The sequence below is a fragment of the Marinomonas sp. ef1 genome (assembly GCF_002806845.1).
GTDB classification, from domain to species: Bacteria; Pseudomonadota; Gammaproteobacteria; order Pseudomonadales; family Marinomonadaceae; genus Marinomonas; species Marinomonas polaris.
Genome location: NZ_NHTT01000002.1, coordinates 299,393 through 312,437, shown reverse-complemented (window position 1 = coordinate 312,437; position 13,045 = coordinate 299,393). Strand labels below are relative to the sequence as shown.

The window sequence follows — 13,045 nt, the reverse complement described above, 5'->3', positions numbered from 1 at the left end:
TCAATTAAATAATTTATGATGGTGAAATACACCAACAGAATTGACAGCATGCTCCGGCAAAAAACTCACCTTCTACAGAAGCTAACGTCGCCGTCGTCATCGAAAAGCTAACCGGCAAGGGCTCATCAACCAAAAAGTCCACAAACTGATGTGCAAAAGGCTGATGTGTAACCAATAAAATGGATTCATAGGGCAGATCATTTAGCCAAGTAGCCACATCCATGCTTTGGCCTTCCGGGGTAATTAGAGGGCAGTTTTCAACCTCAACAGAAACATCAAGATCGGCCAAAAAGACTTTTGCAGTTTGCTGCGCCCTAACATAAGGACTAACAAAAACCACATCAAACATCTCACTCTTATTACGAAAAGCTCGAGCAGCTGTTTTTACTTCAGCCACTCCAAGCTCTGTCAGCTCACGAAGTTCATCTTGATCATAACCATACGGTTGAGCATTTCCATGGCGCAATATATATAGGCGCTTAAGCTTCTTCATCCGCATTTACCTGAGGCCATGGCTGAAATGGGAAAGGTTTTTCTTCTGACTCAAAAGACAAAAATGAGAAAATCTGACCGATGAAAGCTGTCACACTTTTTAACCAAGAAGACAAAGTGACTGGCTCATACTTGGAGCCTAATTTCACCAAGCTTACCAAAACAAGCAAAACACCAAATACAGTGACAGCAATATTCAAAACCACCCAATACAGCAGCATAAAAATCACACGAAACCAAAAACCTTGATCAGCATAACCTGGCTTAGACATTGTTATTCCCCTCATTTGTCGCAAATTCGACATCCCATTTTTGCTCGCCAGTCATCATTGAACCAATCAATGATTCCAGCTTAGCACCTTCAAACAATAATTTAGACAAACCTTCTGCAAGAGGCATATATAAGCCATGTTTATGGGCTTCATCTACCACCATTTTTAAGGTATTGACCCCTTCAGCAACCTCACCTATTCCACCAATGGCTTCGTCTAAGTCTTGACCCGAACCAATAGCAAAGCCGACACGGTAATTTCGACTCAAAGGTGAAGTACAGGTTGCGATCAAATCTCCCATTCCCGCCAACCCAAGAAAGGTCATAGGATTAGCACCAAAATGCACAGCAAACCGGCTCATCTCTGCAAGACTTCGAGTCATAATCATCGACATAGTGTTTTCGCCAACATTTAGAGCTTTAGCAAGACCACACACAATCGCATAAATATTTTTTAACGCGCCAGCCAACTCAACACCTGTACTGTCGGTATTTTCATACACTCGAAAAGTAGGTGATTTCAACAACTCAATAACTCGCTGGCGAACCTTATCATCAGCACTGGCAATCACCGACCCCGTCATTTGACCTGCAGCAATTTCTTTTGCTAAGTTTGGACCACTCAACACGCCAATTTTTTGAGTAATAGGGTTTCGACGCAAAACATCGCTCATAAGTTCAAATCGATTTGGATTAAAACCCTTAGTAGTGCTAATTAATATTTTATCCGCCGTCAATAAAGGCTCAATGCGCTGAACTACTTGTTCGAATGATTTAGAAGGAATTGACACAAAAACAGTATCACTATCTCGTATTGCCTGTTCTAAATTACTGGTCGCCAGTAGTTCTCGATGCAATGGCGCATTGGGTAAATAACGACTATTCAGACCTGTCAAATTAATCTCTTCAACCTGTTCTTCATTACGCATCCACTGACTAACTTGATGACCATTTTTAGCCATGATATTGGCCAAGGCTGTGCCAAAACTACCACCACCTAATACACACACAGAATGCTTCATAATGACTGTTTCTCTTTAAAAAATATCGTCTAACTATATAAAAACGAACAATACTAAGACGAACAACTAACTTCTAATGACCTACCCCACTCTGGCGCTCTTTGCGCGAGCACATCCGACTCTGGATGCTCATCAAATGGAGTAATGAGTACGTTCAATAAACGGCGGAAGGGTAAATAGTCACCTCGTTCTGCTGCAAGAATTGCATCATGAGCTAAATAATTTCTCAGCAGGAACTTCGGATTCACTGCCAGCATAGAAGCACTCACTTTAGGCCATGCTAGATCATTTTTCATTCGTGCAAGCTCATAGCGTTCAAGCCAAGTAGACAGCCTTTCTCTATCAACCACTTCATCAAGCAAAAGCGTAAAGCCTCCCTGTTCAAAATGGCTCAATAAACGGAAAAACACTGAGTAGTCTATTTTTTCTGCGGCCAATATTGTAAATAGCTCAGGTAATAACTCATGCATATCTTGCACAGAGTTTAAGCCCATTTTACTCATCATTAATGAATCATAGTGAGTCTGTAGCTCTAGCTCATAGCACTGCAAGATAGCGATAAGCTGATCCCGTTCAAGGAGCTTTGAAAAGCATCGCATCAAACAATTGAGATTCCACAAACCGACCCCTGGTTGCCGCGAGAACGCATAACGACCTTCATGATCTGAATGATTGCAAACCCAATCTGGCTCATAATCCTCCATAAAACCATATGGACCATAATCGATCGTTTCACCGGTAAAAGAAAAGTTATCTGTGTTCATTACACCATGCTGAAAACCGATCGATTGCCATTTGGCAATCATTCTAGCTGTACGTTTGACAACTGCGATTAACATGCTTTCTAACGGCGACTCTGTCGCCAAGCAGTCAGGGTAATAATGCGTAAGGCAATATTCAATCAGCTGATCCAATTCCGCTTGCTTACCTTGATAAAAAAAGTATTCGAAATGACCAAAGCGGATATGACCTTGCGCAACCCTAAGCAGCATAGCTCCTGCTTCTGGCGTTTCTCGGTAAACAGCCTCTCGACTATCATAAAGTGCCAAAGCGCGGGAAGAAGGCACTGACAGAGCTGTCATGGCCTCACTCGCCAAATACTCACGAATGCAAGAACGCAATACAGCACGGCCATCACCACGACGAGAATAAGGCGTCGGCCCAGCACCTTTCATATGCAAATCATATAAAAGACCATCCTGACCACGAACCTCACCCAGTAGCACACCGCGCCCATCACCTAATTGAGGTGAAAAACCACCAAACTGATGACCTGCGTAAACCATACTTAGGCTAGAAGGCAGAGCTTCTTCTCCACTTAAGATGCGTTTGGTTTCGGTAGATTTAATATCAATAGACAGAAGAGTAGCGAGCGATTGGTTAAATTCAACCAATCGCTGCTCAAAAAGTGGCTGGACAAGGGTTTTCGAAGAAAACGCCTCACCCAAACTTGCAAAATGGTGTTCTAAAATCATCTTATCTCACTTAAAAACTAAGCGATATTTATAGAGATGTATCAACCATGTACTCACAGCGGATGCTCTCACCAACGACCCTTTCGATCTCAGGAATCATAAAAGCATCATCTTCACTGGCAAAACTCACAGATTTACCGGTTTCACCACCACGACCAGTTCGGCCGATACGATGTACATAATCTTCAGGATCTTCTGGTAACGAATAGTTTACAACTAACTCTACGTTATCCACGTGAATACCACGACCAGCAACATCTGTTGCCACAAGCACTTGGATGATGCCTTCTTTGAAGTTCGCCAGAGTTTTTACACGTTTATCTTGCGCAACTTCGCCTGATAATATAGCGCAATTAATATTGGCTTTGCGTAAGCGCTCATAAAGGTCGCGTGTTTCATCACGACGGTTAGCAAAAATAATAGTTCGTTGACCGCCATTTTTTTCGATCAATTGCTGTAAAACAGGCCATTTTTGATCCGCTTCAACAGTATAAATCACTTGATCAATATTTTGATTTGTCGCTTCTTTTGGAACAACAGATACTTCTTTAGGGAAGTAAGTCCACTGCTGTGCCAGTGCTTGAATATCTTTCGGGAAGGTCGCACTAAACAACATGGTTTGTCTTGCTTCTTTATGCGGCGTCATGCGAATAATACTTTTCACATCAGGGATAAAACCCATAGACAACATGCGGTCAGCTTCATCTAACACCAAGCATTCCACTTTACCCAATTGCACTTTGCGGCTACGAGCAAAATCCAACAAACGACCAGGCGTGGCAACCAAAATATCAACATTTTCAGTTTCTAGTGCGATCTTTTGTTTTTCATAACTCAAGCCACCCACCAAAGTTACGACGTTCAAATGACAATTCGTTGTCAGTTTTACAGCTTCATCAGCTATTTGTATCGCCAATTCACGAGTTGGTGCGATAATCAAACCTCGCGCAAAATTATTCGCTCTTTTTTCTTCAAGAGGGTAATCAAGAAAGTCACTGATCATCGCGATGAGGAAAGCAGCTGTTTTACCAGTACCTGTTTGTGCTTGACCAATAATGTCATAACCCAACAAAGTCATTGGTAAGGTTTCAGCTTGGATTTCACTACAATATTCAAAACCCATTTCAGCAATAGACTTAATGACGCGATCAGGAAGATTTAAATCATGGAAGCGCATCTTGCCTTCAACTTCAGCAACCGGAAAATCTTCTATGGACCAAATTTTAGAGTTTGCATTCCCTGCAGGTTTTGTTTCATTGCTTGATTGCGGTGCATCCGCTTGGACGCTTGCAGGGCTATCATCGTTACTTCTTGGACCCTTATTTGGGCGACGTGTACGTTTTGGTTTTGCTGTGGTTTCTGATGGTGCTTCTTGAGTTTGGTTTTCCATATTGGAATCTATACGCTTCTATTGTGTTTTGAGGTTAATAATCTGTGCAAGGAGTGTACCTAATTGGTAAAGCTTTATCACCCCTTGCTTACGCTTTGTTGAAGCAAGCTACTGATACTTATACGGTGGTAAGCTATTAATTAATTGCTTACCATAACGTTTAGTTCTCAGACGCTTGTCTAAAATATGTATTTCACCTGAGTCTTTTTCGCTTCTTAATAGTCGCCCTGTTGCCTGCACTAAGCGCAAAGAGGCATCTGGTATGGTAATTTCCATGAAGGGGTTGCCACCACGTTTTTGAATCCATTCTGCTAGCGTTGCTTCGACTGGATCATCTGGCACCGCAAAAGGAATTTTAGCAATGTACACACAGGTCAAATAATCACCTGGTAAATCTACACCTTCGGCAAAGCTGGCTAAGCCAAGCAATAAACTGCCTTTCCCTTCATCAATGCGAGATTTATGCGAATCCAAAATAACGCGTTTAGATTGCTCACCTTGCATCAAGAGTATTTCTTGTAATCCTGCAGACACAGACTGAGCCACTTCCTCCATCTGACGACGGGAAGAAAACAATACTAAACTGCCCTTTTCTGTGTTCACATGCTTATCTAAATAAGCAACAATTTCGGCGGTATGTTGCTCTACTCTATTCGGCTCATGCTCCATATCTGGAACGACCAAAAGCCCATTTTCTTGGAAATTAAATGGGCTAATAACGCGCAAATACTCACTCTCACGAGGAACGCCTGATCGCATATTAAAACGATGAAATTGATTAAGCGCCGTTAACGTAGCTGATGTCACTACCGCACCGAAACATTTATCCCACAACTGCTGCTTTAATGTGTTTGCGGCAAGAATCGGAGAACCGCCCAGTTCAATATCTTGCTCCATCCCTTGACCAGATAAAACTAGCCAGCGTGCATTAGGCGGATAGTTTTGATCATCAACTGTAGAATACAAACGCCAAAGCCCAATACATTGCTCTAAGCGACCAAGAATGACACCTAAAATAGGCTGCCAAGTTTCTGCAGTTTCAGGTGTTACACCCATCCCTTCATTTTGTTTAGTCTTTTTACATTCGTCTTGGATGCTTTCAATGTTGTTAAACAACTTTTGATAAGACGTCTGTAAACTGTATGCCAGCTGGCGTAATTCATCTGGAATTTGGCCAAACTCGAAACGGTGCTGATTATTTTCTTGATCCAACCCCAAACCCTGAATATAAGGCGCTAACCCCTGCTGGGCATATTGGATAAAGTTCACAATACTTTGTATTTGCTGTGGGATTTTTAGTAGCAGCTGACCTGTTACACTGACATCGTCTGTTAACTCTTGCTTCAAGTTAACCAGATTTTTTTCTAATTGGCGTAACCAAGTAATACTTTGCTGCAAACGAACTTCATGACGAAAGTGCCCTATCGCTTTATCAGGAAGATGATGACCCTCATCAAAAACATAGATGGTTTCTTTTGGCGGGGTAAGAATCACGCCACCACCCAATGACAAATCGGCCAATACCAAATCATGGTTGGCAACAATCACATCAGCCACTTCGATTTCAGCACGCGCTTTAAAAAACGGGCAGGCGGAATAATTAGCACAATTACGGTTAGTGCATTGCTGATGATCTGTGGTTAAGCGACGCCAATCTTGATCACGAACAATACCAGCCCAATTGTCTTTATCACCATCCCAGTCACCTTTTTGCAAAGCAGCATCCATCTCTTGATAAAGAACAGTATTAATATCATCGGAATGAAGGTGCTGCTCGAAAAGTCCAGCGAACATATCGTCCATTGCTTGCTCTTCTGAGCTCAAGAAGCCCTCAAGATTATTCAAGCACAAATAACGTCCTCGCCCTTTAGCAAGCGTGTACTTAAAAGTCAGCTCCGTATGTTCAAGCAAATCAGGCAACTCTTTATGCAAAATCTGCTCTTGAAGCGCAACCGTAGCAGTAGAAATAATTAATTTAAGACCACGAGCTTTCGCGATAGGAATAGCCGCAAGGCAATATGACAAAGTTTTACCCGTGCCTGTTCCTGCCTCAATTACGGCAACATGCTTTTCTTCAAGGCGCTCGCCTTCCGAGTCTTGTTTAATGTTACCCAAAGTTCGAGCGATCGCACCAATCATCTGGCGCTGTCCAGCCCTTGGTTTATGGGACTTCGCATCCAAAGATGCTCGGTATGCAAGTTGAATCTGTTTTTTTAGTTCGTCTGAAAGCATTTATATCATTGAGTATAGTTAGGAATGCTGTATATAATAACAGTAACTGTATAAACAACCAGATAACCTATGATTAAATTAACCAAAAGACAATCTGACGTACTAGAAACCATTCGCGAATTTATTAGTGAAACAGGTTTTCCACCAACCAGAGCAGAAATAGCACGCCGGCTTGGGTTTAAATCTCCTAACGCTGCTGAAGAGCACCTAAAAGCCTTGAGTAAAAAAGGTGCAATAGAGATGCTTTCTGGCGCGTCAAGGGGAATACGCTTAGTTGATCGTGCATCAAATGATGACCCCACAAACAACCTTGGCTTACCTGTCATAGGCAAAGTTGCTGCAGGTTACCCTATTTTAGCCCAAGAAAACATTGCTTCTCATGTAAACATCCCAGCAAATATGTTCTCCCCACAAGCCGATTATTTCTTATCTGTCTCAGGTACCAGCATGAAAGACATCGGAATAATGGAAGGCGACTTATTAGCAGTGCATAAAACAACTACTGTGCGTAACGGCCAAATTGTCGTTGCTCGCATTGGTGACGAAGTAACAGTTAAACGTTTCGAACAAAAAGGCAGTATTGTTCGACTTATTCCTGAGAACGAAGAGTTCAATGACATCATTGTCGACCTTGAAAGCGAAGAGTTCGCCATTGAAGGCTTATCAGTTGGTGTGATTCGCCAAGGACTTTAAGTAGCCGCTACCTCATCAACACCATACCAATAAAAAAGCGAAGCATATGCTTCGCTTTTTTATGTAAACCTACGCCTCACACCAACAACACAGACTTAATGCAGAATCTTAGGACGAAAATCTTCGTCATCAAGATATTCCGAATCTTCGTCAAAAAACGAATCATCTGAATAAACAAAATCAATTCCTGCATGGAACATGCATTTTGCCAATTCAAAATAACGATCCTTTAAATAAGATCGAGTATCATCTGATATCTGCAATGTTGCTAGTGGAACGGTTTCCTCACCATCTTCACTGGCTGGACGCAGCACAATATCGCCATTATCCAGCTCAACAATTTCTAGGTAGGATTCTTTCATATTCAATACTCTGATGACTCTTCTCTAAAACGTAACACCAATTCGACCAACTTGGCCAAATAAAAACTCACGGACGCGCCAGCGTCACTTCCACGGCCAATTAGACTATCACTTTGCACTACTGACGACATAGAGGTACGACATTCAAACTGAACCAAATATGCCTGGTTCAATTGAAAGCACCAAGAATCAGTACGTGACAACAAATCAGCGAGCTCCGCCAGCACAGGAACAACAATCTGCTTATCTTCTGACTCAGCTAATAGTTTAGCAACATCCAGAGATCCAGATAACGAATACGCTGCATTCACTTCTTTTAGCAGACCATTAAGAGCACTTCTTAACTGAAAAATAGCCGAGCTTTCCAGCCCGACCCTTAGCCACGCTTCATCACTATCTTGGCTTTGCTTAATAAAGCGTCTTGCCGTGTCTAGTTTTTGATTGGTTAAGCTAGCTAAACTGGCACCACTCATTTTTTCTTACCTTCCTCAATCACCCATTTAGAGCCGACATAAAATGCTTTCCAGCCTGTTGGCTTACCTTCCTCTTCCGTCATGACATATTGCTCTTTCGTCTTGCGGCTATATCGAATAATGGCTGGGCGACCTTCAGAATCTTTTTTAGGCGCTTTTGCAAAAAAGTGATATTTAGGATCTATTTGATCCATATATGGAAGCAATTCTTCAACCAATGGGGCACGAGTTTCACGCTTGCGTGGGAACTGACTTGCCGCCAAGAACAAGCCCGTTGCACCGTCACGAAGCACATAATGATCTTCTACTTTTTGACAAGCAAGATCTGGCATTGGCACTGGATCCATCTTTGGTGGCGCAGCTTCACCACTCTTCAATAACTTACGAGTGTTTTTGCATTCATCATTAGTACAGCCAAAGTATTTACCAAAACGACCGGTTTTAAGCTGCATCTCTGATCCGCACTTATCGCATTCAAGTGTCGGGCCGTCATAGCCTTTAATTTTAAAGACTCCAGTTTCAACTTCGTAACCAGAACAAGCCGGATTGTTACCACAAACATGAAGCTTGCGATGCTCATCCATTAAATAACTGTCCATGGCCGATCCACAAATCTTGCAGCGATGCTTATTGATAAGCGCTTTAGATTCACCCTCTTCATCATCTACAGCAATGGCTTCGTCGCCACGAATAAGATTAATAGTCGCTTTGCAGCGCTCTTTGGGAGGCAAAGCATATCCAGAACAAGACATAAATACGCCTGTGCTGGCAGTACGGATCTGCATCGGGCGAGAACAAGTCGGACACTCAATATCGGTCGGTGTTGGCTCATTCAGCATCATACCGCCATCTGGCGACTCTGCCTTAGCTAACACCGAGCTAAAATCTTTATAAAACGCATTAAGCGTTTTAATCCAATCTTTATTACCTTGTGCAATTTCGTCTAGCTGTTCTTCCATTTGGGCCGTAAAACTGAAATTCATCAAAGAATTAAAGCTATCAACCAAACGTTCAGTAACGATATCACCCATTTTTTCCGCGTAAAAACGACGGTTTTCAACACGTACATACCCACGATCTTGAATCGTAGAAATGATAGATGCGTAAGTTGATGGACGACCGATTCCACGCTTCTCAAGCTCTTTAACCAAACTTGCTTCGCTAAAACGCGCAACAGGTTTAGTAAAATGTTGCTCAGGCAATAATTCTTTAAGAGCCAAATATTCACCCTGACCTACGTCAGGCAAAATATTATCTTCGCCTTTTTTAGCAACCGTCTGCATAGCACGAGTATAACCATCAAAGCGCAAAATACGCCCTTTAGCTTTAAACTCGTATTCACCACTAGTAACAGTTATGGTCGTTGACGTGTATTCTGCTGGCGTCATTTGACACGCCATGAATTGGCTGCGAATCAAATCATACAAACGATGTGCATCTTTCTCCATGCCAAGCAAGTCATCAACACGTACGGTAACATCAGAAGGTCGAATCGCTTCATGCGCCTCTTGAGCACCTTCTTTACTGCTGTAACGTATCGGATCAGCAGGCAAATAAGCCTCGCCAAAGCTGGAAAGAATATACCCTCTTAACGCCTCAACCGCGTCAACACTCAAATTGGTCGAGTCAGTACGCATGTAAGTGATATAACCGCCTTCATACAAGCGCTGTGCTAGCATCATGGTCTTCTTAACACCATAGCCTAAACGAGTACTTGCCGCCTGCTGTAACGTAGAAGTGATGAACGGCGCAGATGGCTTGCTGCTTGTCGGCTTATCTTCTCGACTACTAACGAGGTATTTCGCATCATTTAAGCGAGCAACATGCTCATCAGATTGCGCCTTGTTAACTGGACGATATTCTTTGTCTTGGTATTTTGCGGCCTCGAATTTAATGACTTCTTTCGATGGCGTCGCAAGCATTGCATCTAATTCCCAGAACTCATCAGGAATGAAAGCACGGATTTCTTTTTCACGTTCAACGATTAAGCGAACTGCAACGGACTGAACTCGCCCAGCAGATAAACCTCTCGCTACTTTTGACCAAAGCAAAGGTGACACCATAAAGCCAACTACTCGGTCCAAGAAACGACGAGCTTGTTGAGCGTTTACACGATCCATGTCTAATTCAGATGGCGTGTCAAACGCAGCTTTAATGGCTTTTTTTGTAATCTCGTTAAATACCACACGCTTATAGCGACTATCATCACCACCAATAGCTTCACGAAGATGCCAAGCGATTGCTTCTCCCTCTCTATCCAAATCGGTTGCGAGATAGATGGTGTCAGCATTTTTTGCCAAACGTTTTAGTTCATCGACAACTTTTTCTTTACCTGGCAGAATTTCATAGTGAGCTTTCCAGTTGCTCTCTGGATCAACCCCCATTCTAGAAATCAACTGCTGACGTGATTTGCTACTTTTATACTCAAGTTTTTCTTCTGGACTCATTTTACGCGTCAAAGCAGCCTGCTTTGCACGCTCTTGAGGCGTAGAGGTGGCAGTTGTACCTGAAGGCAGGTCACGTATGTGCCCGACACTAGATTTGACAATAAAGTCGTTGCCCAGGTATTTGTTGATGGTTTTCGCCTTAGCAGGCGATTCCACGATAACCAGTGATTTTCCCATTGAACTGTGTAAGCCTTTTAATAAAGTAGGTCTGCAAATCCACGTTGCACGAAGTTTAATCTCTAGGGGCGCTGATATTAAGCAAACACCTTTTATATGACAAGCGATCCCTGTATTGTTTCACATATTATATCTTGCTGAACTTAGTATTTCTTATTTAACATACTGAATTCGTTGCTTAAGGACAATCATGGCTACCCTCCAAATATTAACAATTGCATTTTTGATCATTATTGTACTTTTATCTGTGGTCATTGGATCAAGAGCACATCAAAAAGAAAAAGAAATCACTCAAAGACGTGTAAAACAATTGCAACTGTCAAATCGCGCGGATCGTGTCGAACAACATATCCGCGGTTTAAAAGATATTAATACCGATACCATTGCCACCGATGTGCTTTATGATTTCTATCTAGACACACTTCGAGAGCTTCTGCAATATTCCGATGATCCCGAAAAGATTGAAGTTCGCATTGCAACCGCCGAAGAAGGCAGAAATAACGACCCCGTTCCATTTAATCCAGAACCTGAACCTTTTAGCTTCCAAGAAAAAAGCAACTACAAAGAGCGCCTTACTAAACTTGCTAAAATGTTGCTTTATTTACGCCGAAAAGGACGTATTAGTAATACGCATTATCAAGCCTGCTACGAATATCTGCGCTGGCTTAACTTGTGGATTCAATTAAATCGCCAAATGGTTCAAGCAAATAAAAACTTTGCTGGTGGAGACATGCGCGTAGCACAAACTCTTTATGGGGTAATTTTGTCGCACATTAAATCCGATGCCACAGAGCGCCCAGAAAAAAACACCCTCAAAAACTTCGTAACAGATCGAATGAAACAGATACTGTCACCTAAAATTGAAGCGATGAAAGCCAGTGATAACCCAGAAGAAGTATTGAGTGAACTCCTTCACAACCTAGAAATACCTAAGAATTCTTAATTCAATATTATTAACACCATAATAAGCGTCACTCTTATTTCTAATTAGGGACGCTTTTTACTTCAGCCAATGAAAACACCAGTGTAGCCAACTCATCCAAAACCGACTCATCACCAGCCTCATCCCAATACAATGACACACACTCAGGTGTGATTTTTACCCCTACAAGCAATGCTCCGTATTTTTCTAATGCTTTTTGGGCATCAGCAGCCAGTGCAAATAAGTCACTAGACCACCACCCACTAAGCAGGGCATTATATTTCCATACTTCATAAGGTAGCAGCCAAATACAATCAGGCAATGAAGTTACAGGTTTCAGCCGATAAAAAGAATAGGCAATCGTTTTTTGCCTATTCATTGATTTATCCCACTTGTCAGGAAGGTCAATTGATGTAAGCTGAACAGTAAGACCAAGTTTTCGAGCATGCATGCGTAAAGCCATGCGTTGACGCTCTTTTTTAGGAGGCATAATCCATAACGCCGACCCCATTAATGATAGTGTAATAAAAATAACAATAAGAGCGGTCATATTTTAATGTCTCTCTAGTTTTAAACTAAAATAAATTAATCGAGCCAAATTTGGAGGTGTTCTATGATGTATAGCAGAATTTTACTCGCTGTTGACCTAACTGATGAAAGTATTAAAGTAGCTAATAAAGCCGTCGCGCTATGCAAAGCAACGGGTGCGGAACTTACCATACTCCATGTTATTGAATCACTCAATTACGCCTATGGTGGTGATGTACCAATCGATATCACAGATATTCAAGCACAATTACAAGAAACTGCTAAAGAGCGCATTGCCATCCTTGAAGCCCAATTGGACGTTCCAGTTCAAGAAAGCTGTATTTCACAAGGCGGCATAGAAAGCGAAATACACCGTATTGCTGAAGAAAAACGAGTCGATCTTATTGTTGTAGGAAGTCATGGTCGTCATGGTCTTGCTCTATTATTAGGATCCACAGCAAATGGCGTTCTTCATGGCGCACCATGTGACGTATTAGCAGTTAAAGTGGTAAAAGACAAAGACTAGCAACAATTAGTCATATAATAAAAAGGCGATGGATT

Annotated in this window: 13 protein-coding genes; 3 read left to right on the top strand and 10 right to left on the bottom strand. The window is 42.1% G+C overall.

Annotated features, from left to right (window positions below):
• Positions 1-13: 13 nt before the first annotated feature.
• The 6 genes from sixA to dinG all read right to left on the bottom strand — a co-directional run bounded on the left by sixA (position 14) and on the right by dinG (position 6,882).
• Positions 14-493 carry a phosphohistidine phosphatase SixA gene (sixA, locus tag CCS02_RS03860; protein ID WP_072839133.1) on the bottom strand — a complete coding sequence of 160 codons (480 nt, stop codon included), beginning with the start codon at positions 491-493 and terminating at the stop codon, positions 14-16.
• Complete coding sequence (locus tag CCS02_RS03855) at positions 480-764, bottom strand: DUF4389 domain-containing protein (protein WP_072839134.1); 285 nt, start codon at positions 762-764, stop codon at positions 480-482. Before CCS02_RS03855 ends, sixA begins: the two co-directional genes overlap by 14 nt.
• Positions 757-1,785, bottom strand: coding sequence for an NAD(P)H-dependent glycerol-3-phosphate dehydrogenase (locus CCS02_RS03850; RefSeq protein ID WP_072839135.1), 1,029 nt, complete (start codon positions 1,783-1,785; stop codon positions 757-759). Before CCS02_RS03850 ends, CCS02_RS03855 begins: the two co-directional genes overlap by 8 nt.
• A gap of 53 nt (positions 1,786-1,838) precedes the next feature.
• The gene (locus CCS02_RS03845; protein ID WP_100635861.1) at positions 1,839-3,260 is read right to left on the bottom strand and encodes a protein adenylyltransferase SelO; all 1,422 of its coding nucleotides are present in this window, start codon (positions 3,258-3,260) and stop codon (positions 1,839-1,841) included.
• Positions 3,261-3,288: 28 nt separating this feature from the next.
• Complete coding sequence (locus tag CCS02_RS03840) at positions 3,289-4,650, bottom strand: DEAD/DEAH box helicase (protein WP_072839137.1); 1,362 nt, start codon at positions 4,648-4,650, stop codon at positions 3,289-3,291.
• A gap of 108 nt (positions 4,651-4,758) precedes the next feature.
• Positions 4,759-6,882, bottom strand: coding sequence for an ATP-dependent DNA helicase DinG (gene dinG / locus CCS02_RS03835; RefSeq protein ID WP_100635859.1), 2,124 nt, complete (start codon positions 6,880-6,882; stop codon positions 4,759-4,761).
• 69 nt (positions 6,883-6,951) lie between these two features.
• Here dinG and lexA point away from each other — a divergent pair, with 69 nt between their 5' ends.
• Complete coding sequence (gene lexA, locus CCS02_RS03830) at positions 6,952-7,575, top strand: transcriptional repressor LexA (RefSeq protein WP_072839139.1); 624 nt, start codon at positions 6,952-6,954, stop codon at positions 7,573-7,575.
• A gap of 95 nt (positions 7,576-7,670) precedes the next feature.
• Here the strand turns inward: lexA and CCS02_RS03825 are convergent, their stop codons facing one another.
• The 3 genes from CCS02_RS03825 to topA are packed head-to-tail and all read right to left on the bottom strand — an operon-like array spanning position 7,671 to position 11,034.
• Positions 7,671-7,937, bottom strand: coding sequence for a hypothetical protein (locus CCS02_RS03825; protein WP_072839140.1), 267 nt, complete (start codon positions 7,935-7,937; stop codon positions 7,671-7,673).
• A 2-nt stretch (positions 7,938-7,939) separates the two neighbouring features.
• Positions 7,940-8,410: a DUF6586 family protein gene (locus tag CCS02_RS03820; RefSeq protein ID WP_072839141.1), complete on the bottom strand. Its 471-nt coding sequence runs from the start codon at positions 8,408-8,410 to the stop codon at positions 7,940-7,942.
• A complete protein-coding gene (gene topA, locus CCS02_RS03815; protein WP_100185762.1) occupies positions 8,407-11,034 on the bottom strand; it encodes a type I DNA topoisomerase in 2,628 nt (875 codons plus the stop codon). Before topA ends, CCS02_RS03820 begins: the two co-directional genes overlap by 4 nt.
• A 190-nt stretch (positions 11,035-11,224) precedes the next feature.
• Between topA and CCS02_RS03810 the strand changes: the two genes are divergently transcribed.
• Positions 11,225-11,977, top strand: a complete 753-nt coding sequence (locus CCS02_RS03810) for a DNA topoisomerase I (protein ID WP_072839143.1) — start codon at positions 11,225-11,227, stop codon at positions 11,975-11,977.
• A 40-nt stretch (positions 11,978-12,017) separates the two neighbouring features.
• Here CCS02_RS03810 and CCS02_RS03805 read toward each other — a convergent pair whose 3' ends face one another.
• Positions 12,018-12,506, bottom strand: coding sequence for a hypothetical protein (locus CCS02_RS03805; protein WP_100185761.1), 489 nt, complete (start codon positions 12,504-12,506; stop codon positions 12,018-12,020).
• Between the two features lie 63 nt (positions 12,507-12,569).
• Here CCS02_RS03805 and CCS02_RS03800 point away from each other — a divergent pair, with 63 nt between their 5' ends.
• Positions 12,570-13,010, top strand: coding sequence for a universal stress protein (locus CCS02_RS03800; protein WP_072839145.1), 441 nt, complete (start codon positions 12,570-12,572; stop codon positions 13,008-13,010).
• Positions 13,011-13,045: the final 35 nt, after the last annotated feature.